This is a genomic window from Streptomyces sp. NBC_01241 (assembly GCF_041435435.1).
Lineage (GTDB): Bacteria > Actinomycetota > Actinomycetes > Streptomycetales > Streptomycetaceae > Streptomyces.
This window is the reverse complement of sequence record NZ_CP108494.1, coordinates 3,326,564-3,340,650: the sequence shown is the minus strand read 5'-3', so window position 1 is coordinate 3,340,650 and position 14,087 is coordinate 3,326,564. Positions and strand designations below refer to the sequence as shown.

Genomic DNA, 14,087 nt, shown 5'->3' with positions numbered 1-14,087 from the left:
GACAGCATGAGCGGGAGCAGCCCGGCCGCGCGGTTGCAGCAGCTCTTCGAGGGGCACCGGCTCACACCCACCCAGCGGCGCATCGCGCACTCGATGGTGCGCAGGGCCGGGGACGTGCCGTTTCTGTCGAGCGTGGAGCTGGCCGAATTCGCTGGGGTCAGCCAGCCGTCCGTCACCCGGTTCGCCGTGGCCCTCGGGTTCGACGGCTATCCGGCGCTTCGCAAACACCTGCGGGAGGTCGCCCCCGCCGAGTCCGTACCGGGGGGCGCAGGCGAAGAGGACGCGTACAACGAGTACCAGCAGGCCGTCCTCGCCGAGATCGAGAATCTGCGGCATCTGGCCGAGCTGCTCGCCGACCCCGGGCCCGTCGAGCGCGCGGGCAGGCTGCTGGCGGCCTCCCGGCCGCTGCCGGTGCTCGGACTGCGGGCCGCCTCCTCGCAGGCGCGCGGATTCGGGTACTTCGCGGCCAAGGTCCACCCCGACGTCCGGGTGCTCGACGAGGGCGGCAGCATGCTGCACGACCGGATCGACGCCGCACGGCGGGCGGGCGCCACCGCGCTGATCTGCTTCGCGCTGCCCCGGCACCCGAAGGAGGTCGTGGACGCCCTCGCGTACGCCCGGGAACAGGGCCTGACCGTGGTGGCGGTCGCCGATTCGGCGTTCGCTCCGGTGGCCGGGCACAGTGACCTGCTCATTCCGGCCGCCGTCGGCACCGGGCTCGCCTTCGACACCGCCTGTGCGCCGATGCTGCTGGGGCGGGTGCTGCTGGAGGCGATGTGCGACGACCTGCCCGACGCACAGGCGCGGCTGGAGGAGTTCGACACGACGGCCGCGGCACGGGGGCTGTTCGTCGAGTGACTGCGGTGGCGAGGGCCCGATGGGGATCGGGCATTGAGGGCGGCCCCGCGAACCTCGACGATTCTCAGACACCGCTCATTTACGGCTACTAATCTCCCGGCCCAGAAGGACCAGAAGGAGCTGTGGAGAGGGGTACGGACGTGGGGCGCGGAGCGCAGTCGTTGGCGAGAGTGGCCGTGATCGTGCGCGCCGGAGCCGCACCGCTGTGGTGGCCGGGGCTGCTCGCCGCGGCGATCGGCGCACTGGTGCCGGGACTCACCGGACGCCGGATCGGGCTGCTGGCCGGGGCGGCGCTGTTCCTGATCACGGCGGCCGCGGTGGCGCTCGTGCGCGACCGGCGGTACGCGGAACTGGCCGGGGGCGCCACCCGCGCCGGGCGGTCCGACTTCCTCCAGGACCGGGCCGTGACCGTACGCAACTGGCGGCGCGGGCACCGGTGGTGGCTGCTCGGGGCGTTCCTCGTAGCCGTGGCGAGCGCGTTCGTGCTGCCCGGGGCCGGCGGGCTGGTGCTCGCGGGGGCGGGGGCCGGGCTCTGGACCAAGGCCGTCCGGATCGGGCGGCGCGAGCGCCGGGACGACGCCCTGTACTGGGTACGGACCGACTGGGTGGAGCGCGGCCGGCCCGCGGGCAAGCGGGTGAAGGGGTACCGGGCGACCGGGCCGATGGCGGGCGACGCCGCGCCCGGCGGGGCGCGGCGCAGGCGCTGAGGCCGCCGGGTCAGACGTCCAGTTCGGCCTCGATCCGCTTCAGCTGGTGGCGGGCCATCGCCAGGTTGGCGCGGTTCGAGTCCAGCACCAGGTAGAGGAACAGGCCGTTGCTGCCACGGGACTTGAGCAGCCGGATCAGGTGGTACTGGCCGCCGAGCGTGATCAGGATGTCCTCGATCTCGTCCTGGAGGCCGAGGTGTTCCATGGTGCGGAGCTTGGCGCGTACGACATCGGTGTTGCCCGCGGCCGCGACCTCCAAATTGAAGTCCTTGCCGCCGCCGAGGGTGCCCAGCGCCATTCCGCTGGTGTAGTCGACGAGGGCGACACCGAGGGTGCCCTCGATGGACGTCATCGCTTCCTTGAGTGACGCTTCGGTGTTCGACATGCGTGCTCGTTTCCTTTCCTGGCCGGCCGGGTCGACCGGATCCCTGGGTTCACTTCGGGGCATGTGGTGTTACGTGCGGTGCGGCAGCGGGCCGGGGCGCGGGGAGGGCTGCTCGGGGGCGCGGGCCGGGGGTGCCGGGTGGGTGGTGCGTTCCATCGCGGTGTCGATCAGTTCGCCGATGCGGGCGCCTGCCCGACGGCCCTCCAGGTGGAGCCTGCCGACGTTGATCCGGTCCTCGGCCAGCAGCGTGAGGACGGCCGAGGAGCCTGCGGCGTACGTCGCGATGTAGCCGGTCCCGCCGCGTACGAGAAGTTCACGGAAGCCGCCCCGGCCGGTCGCGTCCGCCATCCGGATCGCGACGCCGAGCGCGGCCGCGGTCAGTGCGGCGACGCCCTCCGCCTCCACACCCGGGGTGTCATGGGCCAGAACGAGACCGTCGGTGCTGGCCGCCAGGGCGCCGGAGAGGAGCGGGACCCGGGCCCGTAACCGCTGGAGCTCGGCCAGGACATCCTGCACTTCGGCCTCGGGCACCATCAGCTGTCTCCTCCCGGCACGCTGTCTGAGCGCGCGTATCACAGGGCCTCCAATGCGTCTCGGAGCCGGCGCAGCAGGGCGACGTCGGGGTCGGCCGTGACCTCGGGGATCGCGATCCGGCCGGGGGTGGTCGCGGCCGGCGGCTCCCGTACCGCTTCGACCAGTCCGGCCGCGGCCAGGCGGCGCAGAGCGACCAGGACATGGAACGCCGGCCTGCCCAGCTCCTGGGCGATGTCCGATGCGGTCCGTGCCCCGTCCACGAGATCGAGTACGCGGCGCCGGCCCGGCGGAACGGGTGCGTCGACGGAGTGGTCCGTCCGTACCAGCGGTGCGCTGTCGCCCGCCGCGTCGGGCCAGATCCGCTCCAGCAGTTCCCGGCGCCGGAGCGTCTCGCGCTGCACGGCGTCGACGGGGACGGGGCGGACGGGGCCGATCCAGTGGGAGACCCCGTAGCGGAAGCGGGCCGGGGTGCGGGTGGGGGCGAGCGCGAAGAACGCCGCGTCGTACAGCGCGCCCAGGTGGCACAGCTCCAGCGCCCCGCCCGCCACCCGCCCGCTGTCCACCAGATAGCGGCCGACCCGCTGCCCGGCGCCCGCCCTGGCGACCGCTTCCCACCAGCCGTCGCGGTGCAGGCCGCCGCCCGTGGTGAGCAGGACGTCGATACCGGGTGTCGCGGGGCTCTCGGCGTGCACCACCTGGCCCTCGGCCAGATACAGGGTGCCGCGGTCGCGCATCAGGGCGCCGGTGGCCCGCTCGGCGGCGAGGCGCTGCAGCATGGGGGAGAGGGGCGCGACCGGGGCGGGGGCGGTTCTCATGCCAGGACCAGCCGCTGGGCCATCTCGCCCAGCCGTATCCGGGCGAGGGCCAGATTGCCCTCCGCGCGATCGAGCCAGAGATGGACGAAGACGCTGCTGTCGAAGGCGGTCTCGACGAAACGGAGGATGTGGTACCCGGCCCGGGTGGTGACGATGACGTCTTCGACCGGGGGCGGCGCTCCCTCGACCGCCGCGTCGGGTAACCCGGTGGACGGTCCGGTGGCCTCCAGCGCGAAGGCGGGCTGCTCGGCCGCCATCCGCGCGACCTCGGCCGTCTCCGCGGCGGTGGCCTCGTGGTCGCCATTGGGCGATTCACCGATGGTGCCGAGGGCGAGGCCGCTCGTCCAGTCGACCACCGCGGCGCCGCGGGCACCGGGCAGCCTCATGACCTCGAGCAGGCACTCGTCGATTCCGGGCACGCGCACTCCCCTCCCGACGTGGCGTACGGCTGTGACTCCGAGGCTACGCAACGTGCTCGCCCCGGGCAGGGGTTCTGGCATTTTCCATAGGTACATGCGCAAGAGATCTTCGGCGGACGCGCGGGAGGCGCGTATCGGGGTGGCCGGGAGGCGCGTAACGAGGCGGTCGGGCGGTGCGTGCGGGGTGGCCGGGCGGTGTTTCGTTCCGGACAACGGCGCGAGGGCTGTTGACTACTAGTATTCAGGCCATCAGGATGTGAATAGAAGATTGACAAAATGCGAGGAGGCATCGCCATGTCAGGACCCCGCCCCGTACGGGCACCGCGCGGTACGGAACTGAGCGCCCTGGGATGGCAGCAGGAGGCCGCCCTGCGCATGCTGCAGAACAACCTCGACCCCGAGGTCGCCGAACACCCCGACAAGCTCGTCGTCTACGGCGGCACCGGGAAGGCGGCCCGCGACTGGCGCTCGTTCGATGCCATGGTGCGTACGCTGCGGACGCTCAAGCAGGACGAGACGATGCTCGTCCAGTCCGGCCGTCCGGTCGGCGTCATGCAGACGCACGAGTGGGCGCCGCGCGTCCTGATCGCCAACTCCAACCTGGTGGGCGACTGGGCGAACTGGGAGGAGTTCCGCCGCCTGGAGGCGCTCGGGCTCACCATGTACGGCCAGATGACCGCCGGATCGTGGATCTACATCGGCACGCAGGGCATCCTGCAGGGCACCTACGAGACGTTCGCCGCCGTCGCGGCCAAGAAGTTCAACGGGACGCTGGCCGGCACGATCACCCTGACCGCCGGGCTGGGCGGCATGGGCGGCGCCCAGCCGCTCGCCGTGACGATGAACGACGGCGTCGCGATCTGTATCGACTGCGACCCGCGCGCCATCGAGCGCCGGATCGAGCACCGCTACCTGGATGTGCGCGCCGACTCCCTGGAGCACGCGCTCCAGCTCGCCACCGAGGCCCGGGACGCCCGCAAGCCGCTCTCCATCGGCCTGCTGGGCAACGCGGCGGAGCTGCTGCCGCGGATGCTCGCCGAGGGTGCGCCGATCGACATCGTCACCGACCAGACCAGCGCGCACGACCCGCTCTCGTATCTTCCGCTCGGTATCGACTTCGACGACATGGCGTCGTACGCCGCCGAGAAGCCCGCCGACTTCACGCAGCGCGCACGCGAGTCGATGGCCAAGCACGTCGAGGCGATGGTCGGCTTCATGGACGCCGGGGCCGAGGTCTTCGACTACGGCAACTCCATCCGCGGCGAGGCGCAACTCGTCGGCTACGACCGGGCGTTCGACTTCCCCGGGTTCGTGCCCGCGTACATCCGGCCGCTCTTCTGCGAGGGCAAGGGGCCGTTCCGCTGGGCGGCGCTCTCCGGCGAGGCGTCCGACATCCACAAGACCGACAAGGCGATGCTCGAACTCTTCCCGGAGAACGAGTCGCTGCACCGCTGGATCAAGATGGCCGGCGAACGCGTCCACTTCCAGGGACTGCCCGCCCGGATCTGCTGGCTCGGTTACGGCGAGCGCGACCGGGCCGGCGAGCGGTTCAACGACATGGTGGCCTCCGGCGAGCTGGCCGCCCCGCTGGCCATCGGGCGCGACCACCTGGACTGCGGCTCCGTGGCCTCCCCGTACCGGGAGACCGAGGCCATGCTCGACGGCTCCGACGCGATCGCCGACTGGCCGCTGCTGAACGCCATGGTCAATGTGGCGTCCGGCGCCTCCTGGGTCTCCATCCACCACGGCGGCGGCGTCGGCATGGGGCGCTCCATCCACGCCGGACAGGTGACCGTCGCCGACGGTACGAAGCTGGCGGGCGAGAAGATCCGCCGGGTGCTCACCAACGACCCGGGCATGGGCGTCATCCGGCACGTCGACGCCGGGTACGACATCGCGAAGTCGGTCGCCGCGGACAAGGGCGTCCGCGTGCCGATGGCGGAGGGGCAGTGACCGGGGAACGGAACGGCTCCCGGGCCGCCGAGGCCGCGACCGGGGGCGGGGGCAGCGCGCCGTCGTTCCAGACCATGTGGCGAGAGCTCGCGCCCATCGGCCGGCACCAGGACAGTGGCGGCTACCGCCGCTACGCCTGGACCGGGGCCGACGCCGACTGCCGTGCCTGGTTCCGGGCGCAGGCCGAGGCGCGCGGTCTCACCTACGAGGTCGACCGGAACGGCAATCAGTGGGCCTGGCTCGGCGACCCCCTCGCCGGGGACGCCGTCGTCACCGGATCGCACCTCGACTCCGTACCGGACGGCGGAGCCTTCGACGGGCCGCTCGGTGTGGTCTCCTCCTTCGCCGCCTTCGATGAACTCCGGCGCAGGGAAGTGCGGTTCACCCGGCCGCTGGCCATCAGCAACTTCGGCGACGAGGAGGGGGCCCGCTTCGGGCTCGCCTGTGTGGGCTCCCGGCTCGCCGCCGGGCAGCTGACCGCCGAGGCGGCGCACCGGCTCACCGACGCCGACGGCATCACCCTGCCGCAGGCCATGGAGGCGGCCGGATACGACCCCGGCACCATCGGCGCCGATCCCGAACGCCTCGCCCGTATCGGCGCGTTCGTGGAACTCCACGTCGAGCAGGGACGCGCCCTCGACCTCACCGGCGACCCGGTCGGCATCGCCTCCGCGATCTGGCCGCACGGGCGCTGGAGGTTCGACTTCCGGGGCGAGGCCAACCACGCCGGCACCACCCGGCTGGCCGACCGGCGCGACCCGATGCTCACGTACGCCGAGACCGTGCTGGCCGCCCGCCGCGAGGCGGAGCTCGCCGGCGCCCTCGCCACCTTCGGCAAGATCGCCGTCGAGCCGAACGGGGTCAACGCCATCCCCTCCCTCGTCCGTGGCTGGCTCGACTCCCGCGCCGCCGACCAGGACCGCCTCGACGCCGTGGTCGGCGGCATCGAGCGGGCCGCCCGGGAACACGCCGAGCGGGCCGGGATCGACCTCGATGTCGTACGGGAGTCCTTCACTCCCGTCGTGGAGTTCGAGCACGCCCTGCGCGACGAGCTCGGCAAGATCCTTATGGGCCGGGGCGACACCGACCGCGCCGTCCCCGTCCCCGTCCTCGGCACCGGCGCCGGGCATGACGCGGGTATTTTGTCCGCTTCGGTCCCGACCGCCATGCTGTTCGTACGGAACCCCACCGGGATCTCGCACTCGCCGGCCGAGCACGCCGCCGAGGACGACTGCGTGGCCGGGGTGACCGCACTCGCCGACGTACTGGAAGGTCTCGCGTGCAGCTGACAACGGAGTCGACGGGCCGGCCCGTCACCGTGACGTACTGGTTGTCCCACGCCTGGCTCGGCACCCATGTCGAGCCGGGCGTCGCCCTGGACGTGTCCGGCGGGGTCATCGCGGGCGTCCGCACGGGCGTCGCCACGCCGCCGCCGGGCGCCACCGTGCTGCGCGGGCTCACCCTTCCCGGGCTCGCCAACGCCCACTCGCACGCCTTCCACCGGGCCCTGCGCTCCACCGTCCAGGTCGGCTCCGGCACCTTCTGGACCTGGCGCGAGACCATGTACCAGGTCGCCTCCCGGCTCACGCCCGACTCGTACTACGACCTCGCCCGTGCCGTATATGCCGAGATGGCCCTGGCCGGGATCACCGCGGTCGGCGAATTCCACTATCTGCACCACGCGCCGGGCGGCACCCCGTACAGCAACCCCAACGCGATGGGCGAGGCGCTGATCGCGGCCGCGGGTGAGGCCGGCATCCGGATCACGCTGCTGGACACCGCCTACCTCTCCGCCGGATTCGGCCGGCGCCCCACCCAGTACCAGCAGCCCGACCAGCACCAGTTGCGCTTCTCCGACACCACCGCGGACGCCTGGGCCGAACGCGCCTCCCTCCTCAAGGGCAGCGACCACGCCCTGATCGGCGCGGCCATCCACTCCGTGCGCGCCGTCCCCGCCACGCAGCTCGCCACCGTGGCCGCGTGGGCCGAGGAACGGCAGGCACCGCTCCATGTCCACCTCTCCGAACAGACCGCGGAGAACGACGCCTGCCTCGCCGCCCACGGCCGCACCCCCACCCGGCTCCTCGCCGACCACGGGGTCCTCGGCCCGCGCACCACCGGCATCCACAACACCCACCTCACCGGCGAGGACATCACGCTCCTCGGCTCCTCGGCGACCGGCACCTGCATGTGCCCCACCACGGAACGCGACCTCGCCGACGGAATCGGCCCCGCCCCAGCCCTCCAGCGCGCCGGCTCGCCGCTCTCCCTCGGCAGTGACAGCCACGCCGTGATCGACCTCTTCGAGGAGGCCCGGGCGATGGAGCTCAACGAGCGCCTGCGCACCCGGGCGCGCGGTCACTGGACAGCGGCCGCCCTGCTGCGCGCCGCGACGGTCGACGGACACGCCGCGCTCGGCCGGCCCGAGGCGGGCATCCTCGAACCCGGCGCGCCCGCCGATCTGGCGACCGTCGCCCTGGACTCCGTCAGAACAGCGGGACCGGTGCCCCGGCTCGCTGCCGAAACAGCCGTATTCGCCGCCTCCGCAGCCGATGTGCGGCACACGGTCGTAGCAGGCCGGCACATCGTCCGCGACGGGCAGCACACCCTCGTCGGGGACGTCCCCGCAGCGCTCGCCTCGGCCATCGCCGCACTCCACCACTGACCACCCCGCCGCCCCGGAGGCGGCCGGTCCCCGGACCCCTGCACGCGTCGCCCCGCAGTCCCGCCGACGGACCGCCGCTCCGAAGACGGCCCACCGGCAGACCGCCGCCCCGCAAGCCGATACACAAGGAGAGCAGTCTCCCGATGACGACGACCGCCATCACCAACATTGCCGCCCTGGTCACCAACGACCCCTCCCTGTGCGCGGATTCCCCCCTGGGCCTGATCCGGGACGCGGCCGTCGTCATCGAGGGCGACCGGGTCGTCTGGACCGGTGAGTCAAGCAAAGCACCCGCCACTGACAACGCCGTCGACGCGGGCGGCCGGGCGGCGATCCCCGGCTTCGTCGACTCCCACTCCCACCTCCTGTTCGCGGGCGACCGCACCGAGGAGTTCAACGCCCGGATGTCCGGCCGCGCCTACAGTGCTGGCGGCATCAGGACCACGGTCGCCGCCACCCGCGCCGCCACCGACGACGAACTCTCCGCCAACGTCGCCCGATACCTCGCCGAGGGCCTGCGCCAGGGCACCACCACCTTCGAGACCAAGTCCGGCTACGGCCTCACCGTCGAGGACGAGGCCCGCGCCCTGCGCATCGCCGCCCAGCACACCGAAGAGGTCACCTACCTCGGCGCCCACATCGTCTCCCCGGACTACGCCGACGACCCGGCCGGCTACGTCGACCTGGTCACCGGGCCGATGCTCGACGCCTGTGCCCCGTACGCCCGTTGGATCGACGTCTTCTGCGAGAGGGGCGCCTTCGACGGCGACCAGGCCCGCGCGATCCTGACCGCGGGCATCGCGAAGGGCCTGCACCCCCGCGTCCACGCCAACCAGCTCGGCCACGGCCCCGGCGTCCAGCTCGCCGTGGAACTCGGCGCCGCCTCCGCCGACCACTGCACCCATCTCACCGACGCCGACATCGACGCCCTGGCCCAGGGCACCACCGTCGCCACCCTGCTCCCCGGCGCCGAATTCTCCACCCGCGCCACCTGGCCCGATGCCCGCCGCATCCTCGACGCGGGCGCCACCGTCGCGCTCTCCACCGACTGCAACCCGGGCTCGTCGTTCACGTCCTCCATGCCCTTCTGCATCGCGCTCGCCGTACGCGACATGGGCATGACCCCGGACGAGGCCCTCTGGTCCGCCACCGCGGGCGGCGCCGCGGCCCTGCGCCGTACGGACATCGGCCGCATCACCCCCGGCGCCCGCGCCGATCTGGTGCTCCTGGACGCGCCCAGCCACGTCCACCTGGCCTACCGGCCGGGCGTGCCGCTGGTCCACGCGGTCTGGCAGCGCGGCGAACGCGTCGTCTGACCCGCACAGCACGACGCGAACGCGCCGCCCGGCACGGTGCCGGGCGGCGCGTCATGTCACAACAGGGCGAACACGGCCCGACGCGGTTCTAGGTCCAGGGGATCCACCCCGGCGCCATCCACGTCGCCGCCGCGGCTCCGCACAGAAGGCAGAGCGCCTTGTCCGCCCAGCGGGGCGCGCCGAGCTTGACTGCCGCGTCTGCCGCTTCGACCGTGATCAGCAGACCGCTGAGGAGGACGAGAGGGCCGTCGCTCCAGGTGATCTCCGGGCGGCCGATGGCCAGCCGGCCGACCGCGATGCCCACCAGGCACAGGCAGGTGTAGAGCGCGCGCGGGCTGGGCCTGGAGCGGAGTTTGTTCCTCGACCGGTGGACGAAGATGAGCGCGAGCTGCGCCAGCAGCGCTATCAGCGCGAACATTGTGCACGACTCCTGGAACTTGCAGGCATTCTGGACGGCGGAGATGCCGAGGAGCGCTGCGATGGCCTTGCGGTGTGCCGAGGTCATCTTCCGGCGCTTGGTGCAGGTGCGGATGAGGTTCGCCGTCTTCTTGACGCCGATCCGCTTCACCAGCCGGATGGCGGTCAGCACACGTGCCGAGGAGCCTACCGGCGTCACGGTGGCGATGACGCCGGCGATGGCTGCCGCGCACTTGGTGATCTTCCACGTGGTCGACCAGAACCCGGGGTCGATCACGATGGGGAAGGCGCTGGCCGAGGAGAACTCGACTTCCTGGACGATCTTGTTGCCGACGACCTCGTAGGCGGTGGGCGCGTCCTTGCCGTTGGCGTCCTTGACCCAGCGGGCGTCGAAGAAGGCGCCGGCTTCCTTCGCCGTTCGCCCCCGCCGCGGGTGCGTTGAGGGTGGTCACGACCGTGCCGGTGGCGGTGGCGGTGGCGGTGGCGGTGGCGGTGTCGGAGTGGGGGTGCGTGCCCGGCTTTGCCGGGCATGCGGAAGGGCCCGCCCCGGCATCAGCCGTGGGGGCGGGGCCCTTCCGCAAGTCCGGCGTACGGTACGCCCGTTCACTCCTCCAGGGTCAGTCCCCTGCGGAGTCTGACCAGCGTGCGGGAGAGCAGCCGGGACACGTGCATCTGCGAGATGCCCAGTTCCTCACCGATCTCCGACTGCGTCATGTTGGCGACGAACCGGAGCGAGAGGATCGTGCGGTCCCGGCCCGGCAGTGAGGCGATCAGCGGCTTCAGGGACTCGACGTACTCGATGCCTTCGAGTCCGTGGTCCTCGTAGCCGATCCGGTCCGCCAGCGCGCCCTCGTGGTCGTTCTCCTCGGGCTTGGCGTCCAGCGAACTCGCGGTGTACGCGTTGCTCGCGGCCATGCCCTCGACGACCTCGTCGTTGGTGATGCCGAGGCGGTCGGCGAGCTCGCCCACAGTGGGTGAACGATCCAGCTGCTGGGCGAGCTCGTCGCCCGCCTTGGCCAGGTCGAGCCGCAACTCCTGCAGTCGGCGCGGGACGCGCACGGACCAACTGGTGTCGCGGAAGAAGCGCTTGATCTCGCCGACGATGGTCGGCATGGCGAACGTCGGGAACTCCACGCCCCGGCTGAGCTCGAAGCGGTCGATCGCCTTGATCAGGCCGATGGTGCCGACCTGGATGATGTCCTCCATCGGCTCGCTGCGGGAGCGGAACCGGGAAGCGGCGAACTTGACCAGGGCCAGGTTCAGTTCGACGAGGGTATTGCGTACGTACGCGTACTCGTGGGTGCCCTCTTCGAGGGATTCGAGCCGCTCGAAAAGCGTTTTCGACAGAGCCCTGGCGTCCAGGGCGCCCACTTCGTCGTAGGGCGGGATCTCGGGCAGTCCTTCGAGACCGTCGGTGACGCCGTGGCCGTCGACCGTGCCGACGGCGGTGCTGCTGATCGTGCTGGTGGGGGTGGTGCTGGTCGTGGTGCCAGCACTGGTGTCGCTGGTGCGCGTGCCGTTTCCGGCGTTCGCGGCAGGGGAGTCCGAGGGGGTCGGTCCCTGAGGACATACTGACGTCGCGTCGTGGGTACGCGGTTCGTCGAGCCGGGGTGACATGGTCTCCTCCATCGTTCTCGGCATATGGCTGCCGATGCCCATACGTGTTCCTGCGGTAAAGCGGCGCCTCCGAAGCCGGCCGTGTTTTGGGTGTCCCCCTACCCATACCCGGTCCGGACAGGCAGTTACAAGCGCCAAATGTTGCTGTATGTCCCGTTTGTTGAGGTCTTCGGCTACCACGTGGCGAACGGAACGCGTACTGTTTCAAGAACGTCAGCGACGGCTACGACGAATCTGCGCACGCGGATATGCAGGCAGTGACGCAGGCAGTGATGCAAGCAGTGACGACGAAGAGGGATGGGCATGGACCGCGGGACGGTCGGCAGTGCGAACCGGGGTCGGCTTCATGTCGAGGCCCGAACCGAGGGGCGCAGCGAGGTCGTGACGCCGGTGGGTGAGCTGGATCACCACACGGCGGATCTGCTGCGAGAACCTCTGGAGAGCGCCGTCGAGCAAGGGCGAGTACGCCTGGTGGTCGACTGCTCGCGACTCGAGTTCTGTGATTCCACCGGGCTGAATGTGCTGCTCGGTGCCCGCCTCAGGGCGGAGGCGGCCGGGGGAGGGGTCCATTTGGCCGGAATGCTGCCGGTGGTGGCGCGGGTCTTCGAGATCACCGGGGCCGAGGCGGTCTTCACCGTCCACGACTCCCTCGAAGCGGCTCTGAATACCTGATCGAGGCGCGTTTCGCGACTCCGGGGGCCTCATGTGTTGCCCGTGTCACGCGAGCCGCGTAGACGAAGTGGGTGTTGTCGCGATTCGGCCGGGCAGAAGACACCGGGCGGAACCGTGAAAGAGCCGCGCACTCCATATCTGTACGTGTACCTGTACTTGTAACTGTTCAATGGCGACATGGTGAATCGGTGAGGTGAAGCGCTGATGAGCACCACCCGGCAGCATCCGCCGGGCGACCTCGGCCGCGAGCCGGAGGGCGCCGGCACGGGCGCGGACGCGGGCGCCGGTGCGGCCTCCCCCGACCCGGTCGAGCGGCAGTGGCGCACGTTGTCGCTGCGGGGGGTCGCCGGCATCGTGCCGACGGCCCGTGACTTCGCCCGTCAGGCGCTTCACGACTGGGGTTGGCTCCCCGCGACGAGCGCCGACGGACGGGCCGCCGCCGAGGACGTCCTGCTGGTCGTCTCCGAGCTGGTCACCAACGCCTGTCTGCACGCGGAGGGCCCCGAGGAGCTGCGTATCGCCTGCACGGCGAAGGTGCTGCGGGTGGAAGTCATCGACTCGGGCGCGGGGCAGCCCGCGCCGCGCACCCCGCACCGGGCCGGCCGGCCCGGCGGGCACGGCATGTTTATCGTGCAGCGGCTCTGCCTGGACTGGGGGGTCCTGCGGGTGACGGGCCTGGCCGGCAAGACCGTCTGGGCGGAGCTGGCGGCCCCGGCGTAGTCCCGCGTCCGGGCTTCGTGCCGTTCGGTGTTCGGGCTGCACGGAGTCCCGCGTCCGGGCTTCGCACCGTTCCGCGTTCGGGCTTCGCGAGCCCCCGTCCCGGTTCGGCAGCGGTTCCGCGTCCGGTCCCGGGGTGTACGGCCCCGTACTGTGCACCACTGAAGAGCGCGCCGGATCGGCGCGCTCTTTGTCTTCCCTCCACAAGGCCTCGGGCGTACCTTGAGCGCCCGATCTGATGTGTCGTCAGTTAAGTGGTGAGGGGAACTCAAGGTGTCCTACCAGAAGCGAACAGCTCTCGCGCTGGCGTCCGCGCTGGCGGGCGCGGTGGTGCTGATGGCCGCGCCCGCCGCCCACGCCACGGTCGTGGACGTCAACTACCAGTGCAAGACACCGATCGGTGACAAGGGCGCCGTGTCTCCCATCGACATCAAGAGCGTCAAGAGCGGCAGCGGCTACAAGCTCACGATGTCCTTCCAGAAGGGCGTCTCGTCCAGCCCCGTCGAACTCGGCAAGGGCGCGATGAGCCCCAGCGCGGTCATCGAGGTGGGAGGCGCCGACCAGGGCCAGGTCCAGGTCTCCGGTGCGCCGAACTCCGCGGCCATACCCGCCAACACCCCCATCAAGATCAGTGACCTGTCGGGTACGTACACCCCGAAGAAGAGCGGCAAGGTCGACTTCACCGCCGGTGTGCTCACCATCAAGGCACTCGGTACGACCACGACCTGCACCCCCTCCAACAACCCGGGTCCGTCGCTCCAGCTCGACGTGACGGCCGCGGGCAACGCGCAGAGCACCCCGGACGGCGGCGGGCAGTTGCCGAAGACCGGCCCGCTCGACTCGGCGGTGGCGCTCGGCACGCTCGGCGGCACGGTGCTGCTGGCCGGTGCGGCCGGGGTGCTCTGGCTGACCAGGCGCGGGCAGGGGGCCGTGGGCCGGTAGGGCGTCAGGGCGCGTCTTCCGGACCGGCCGGATCCGGAAGGCGCCCCCAGTCCACGAGCCGGCCGCCGTC

General features: G+C 71.6%; 15 protein-coding genes. 9 read left to right on the top strand and 6 right to left on the bottom strand.

All coding sequences use genetic code 11. From position 1 onward, the window contains the following. The first annotated feature begins 6 nt into the window (after positions 1-6). Both OG306_RS14565 and OG306_RS14560 read left to right on the top strand, forming a co-directional pair. Positions 7-858, top strand: coding sequence for a MurR/RpiR family transcriptional regulator (locus OG306_RS14565; RefSeq protein ID WP_266746603.1), 852 nt, complete (start codon positions 7-9; stop codon positions 856-858). 170 nt (positions 859-1,028) lie between these two features. Then, the gene (locus OG306_RS14560) at positions 1,029-1,565 is read left to right on the top strand and encodes a hypothetical protein (protein ID WP_266752204.1); all 537 of its coding nucleotides are present in this window, start codon (positions 1,029-1,031) and stop codon (positions 1,563-1,565) included. A gap of 10 nt (positions 1,566-1,575) precedes the next feature. Here OG306_RS14560 and OG306_RS14555 read toward each other — a convergent pair whose 3' ends face one another. The 4 genes from OG306_RS14555 to OG306_RS14540 form a co-directional block, all read right to left on the bottom strand. Continuing rightward, positions 1,576-1,950: a hypothetical protein gene (locus tag OG306_RS14555; RefSeq protein ID WP_266746602.1), complete on the bottom strand. Its 375-nt coding sequence runs from the start codon at positions 1,948-1,950 to the stop codon at positions 1,576-1,578. A 69-nt stretch (positions 1,951-2,019) separates the two neighbouring features. Further along, entirely contained in the window at positions 2,020-2,484 is a 465-nt protein-coding gene (locus tag OG306_RS14550) for a roadblock/LC7 domain-containing protein (RefSeq protein ID WP_266746601.1), read from the bottom strand. Between the two features lie 38 nt (positions 2,485-2,522). Continuing rightward, positions 2,523-3,299, bottom strand: a complete 777-nt coding sequence (locus OG306_RS14545; protein WP_266746600.1) for a winged helix-turn-helix domain-containing protein — start codon at positions 3,297-3,299, stop codon at positions 2,523-2,525. Then, on the bottom strand, positions 3,296-3,718 hold the full coding sequence (locus OG306_RS14540; RefSeq protein WP_266746599.1) for a hypothetical protein: 423 nt from the start codon (positions 3,716-3,718) through the stop codon (positions 3,296-3,298). The genes OG306_RS14545 and OG306_RS14540 overlap by 4 nt, the downstream gene beginning before the upstream one ends. A gap of 294 nt (positions 3,719-4,012) precedes the next feature. Here OG306_RS14540 and hutU point away from each other — a divergent pair, with 294 nt between their 5' ends. The 4 genes from hutU (at position 4,013) to hutI (ending at position 9,652) form a co-directional block, all read left to right on the top strand. Next, positions 4,013-5,671, top strand: coding sequence for a urocanate hydratase (gene hutU, locus OG306_RS14535; protein WP_266746598.1), 1,659 nt, complete (start codon positions 4,013-4,015; stop codon positions 5,669-5,671). Between the two features lie 74 nt (positions 5,672-5,745). Then, positions 5,746-6,960 carry an allantoate amidohydrolase gene (locus OG306_RS14530; RefSeq protein ID WP_266752203.1) on the top strand — a complete coding sequence of 405 codons (1,215 nt, stop codon included), beginning with the start codon at positions 5,746-5,748 and terminating at the stop codon, positions 6,958-6,960. Continuing rightward, the gene (locus OG306_RS14525; protein ID WP_266746597.1) at positions 6,951-8,336 is read left to right on the top strand and encodes a formimidoylglutamate deiminase; all 1,386 of its coding nucleotides are present in this window, start codon (positions 6,951-6,953) and stop codon (positions 8,334-8,336) included. The genes OG306_RS14530 and OG306_RS14525 overlap by 10 nt, the downstream gene beginning before the upstream one ends. Before the next feature lie 143 nt (positions 8,337-8,479). Further along, complete coding sequence (hutI, locus tag OG306_RS14520; protein ID WP_266746596.1) at positions 8,480-9,652, top strand: imidazolonepropionase; 1,173 nt, start codon at positions 8,480-8,482, stop codon at positions 9,650-9,652. Positions 9,653-9,740: 88 nt separating this feature from the next. Here hutI and OG306_RS14515 read toward each other — a convergent pair whose 3' ends face one another. After that, positions 9,741-10,346 (bottom strand): hypothetical protein, encoded by a 606-nt coding sequence (locus tag OG306_RS14515; RefSeq protein ID WP_266746595.1) that lies wholly within the window; start codon positions 10,344-10,346, stop codon positions 9,741-9,743. Positions 10,347-10,672: 326 nt separating this feature from the next. Beyond that, entirely contained in the window at positions 10,673-11,686 is a 1,014-nt protein-coding gene (locus OG306_RS14510; protein ID WP_266746594.1) for an RNA polymerase sigma factor SigF, read from the bottom strand. Between the two features lie 303 nt (positions 11,687-11,989). On the opposite strand from OG306_RS14510, the gene OG306_RS14505 reads away from it, so the two are divergent. From OG306_RS14505 to OG306_RS14495, 3 genes are all read left to right on the top strand, one after another. Beyond that, a complete protein-coding gene (locus OG306_RS14505; protein ID WP_266746593.1) occupies positions 11,990-12,358 on the top strand; it encodes an STAS domain-containing protein in 369 nt (122 codons plus the stop codon). Positions 12,359-12,562: 204 nt separating this feature from the next. Further along, on the top strand, positions 12,563-13,078 hold the full coding sequence (locus OG306_RS14500) for an ATP-binding protein (RefSeq protein ID WP_266746592.1): 516 nt from the start codon (positions 12,563-12,565) through the stop codon (positions 13,076-13,078). 270 nt (positions 13,079-13,348) lie between these two features. Continuing rightward, positions 13,349-14,017: a peptidase gene (locus OG306_RS14495; RefSeq protein ID WP_266746591.1), complete on the top strand. Its 669-nt coding sequence runs from the start codon at positions 13,349-13,351 to the stop codon at positions 14,015-14,017. Positions 14,018-14,087 lie beyond the last annotated feature (70 nt).

What these genes read in the sequence shown, in the direction of transcription:
- OG306_RS14565 (WP_266746603.1), top strand. Translation starts at nt 7, where the DNA reads ATGAGCGGGAGCAGCCCGGCCGCGCGGTTGCAGCAGCTCTTCGAGGGG.
- OG306_RS14555 (WP_266746602.1), bottom strand. Translation starts at nt 1,950, where the DNA reads ATGTCGAACACCGAAGCGTCACTCAAGGAAGCGATGACGTCCATCGAG.
- OG306_RS14550 (WP_266746601.1), bottom strand. Translation starts at nt 2,484, where the DNA reads ATGGTGCCCGAGGCCGAAGTGCAGGATGTCCTGGCCGAGCTCCAGCGG.
- OG306_RS14545 (WP_266746600.1), bottom strand. Translation starts at nt 3,299, where the DNA reads ATGAGAACCGCCCCCGCCCCGGTCGCGCCCCTCTCCCCCATGCTGCAG.
- hutU (WP_266746598.1), top strand. Translation starts at nt 4,013, where the DNA reads ATGTCAGGACCCCGCCCCGTACGGGCACCGCGCGGTACGGAACTGAGC.
- OG306_RS14530 (WP_266752203.1), top strand. Translation starts at nt 5,746, where the DNA reads ATGTGGCGAGAGCTCGCGCCCATCGGCCGGCACCAGGACAGTGGCGGC.
- hutI (WP_266746596.1), top strand. Translation starts at nt 8,480, where the DNA reads ATGACGACGACCGCCATCACCAACATTGCCGCCCTGGTCACCAACGAC.
- OG306_RS14510 (WP_266746594.1), bottom strand. Translation starts at nt 11,686, where the DNA reads ATGTCACCCCGGCTCGACGAACCGCGTACCCACGACGCGACGTCAGTA.
- OG306_RS14505 (WP_266746593.1), top strand. Translation starts at nt 11,990, where the DNA reads ATGGACCGCGGGACGGTCGGCAGTGCGAACCGGGGTCGGCTTCATGTC.
- OG306_RS14500 (WP_266746592.1), top strand. Translation starts at nt 12,563, where the DNA reads ATGAGCACCACCCGGCAGCATCCGCCGGGCGACCTCGGCCGCGAGCCG.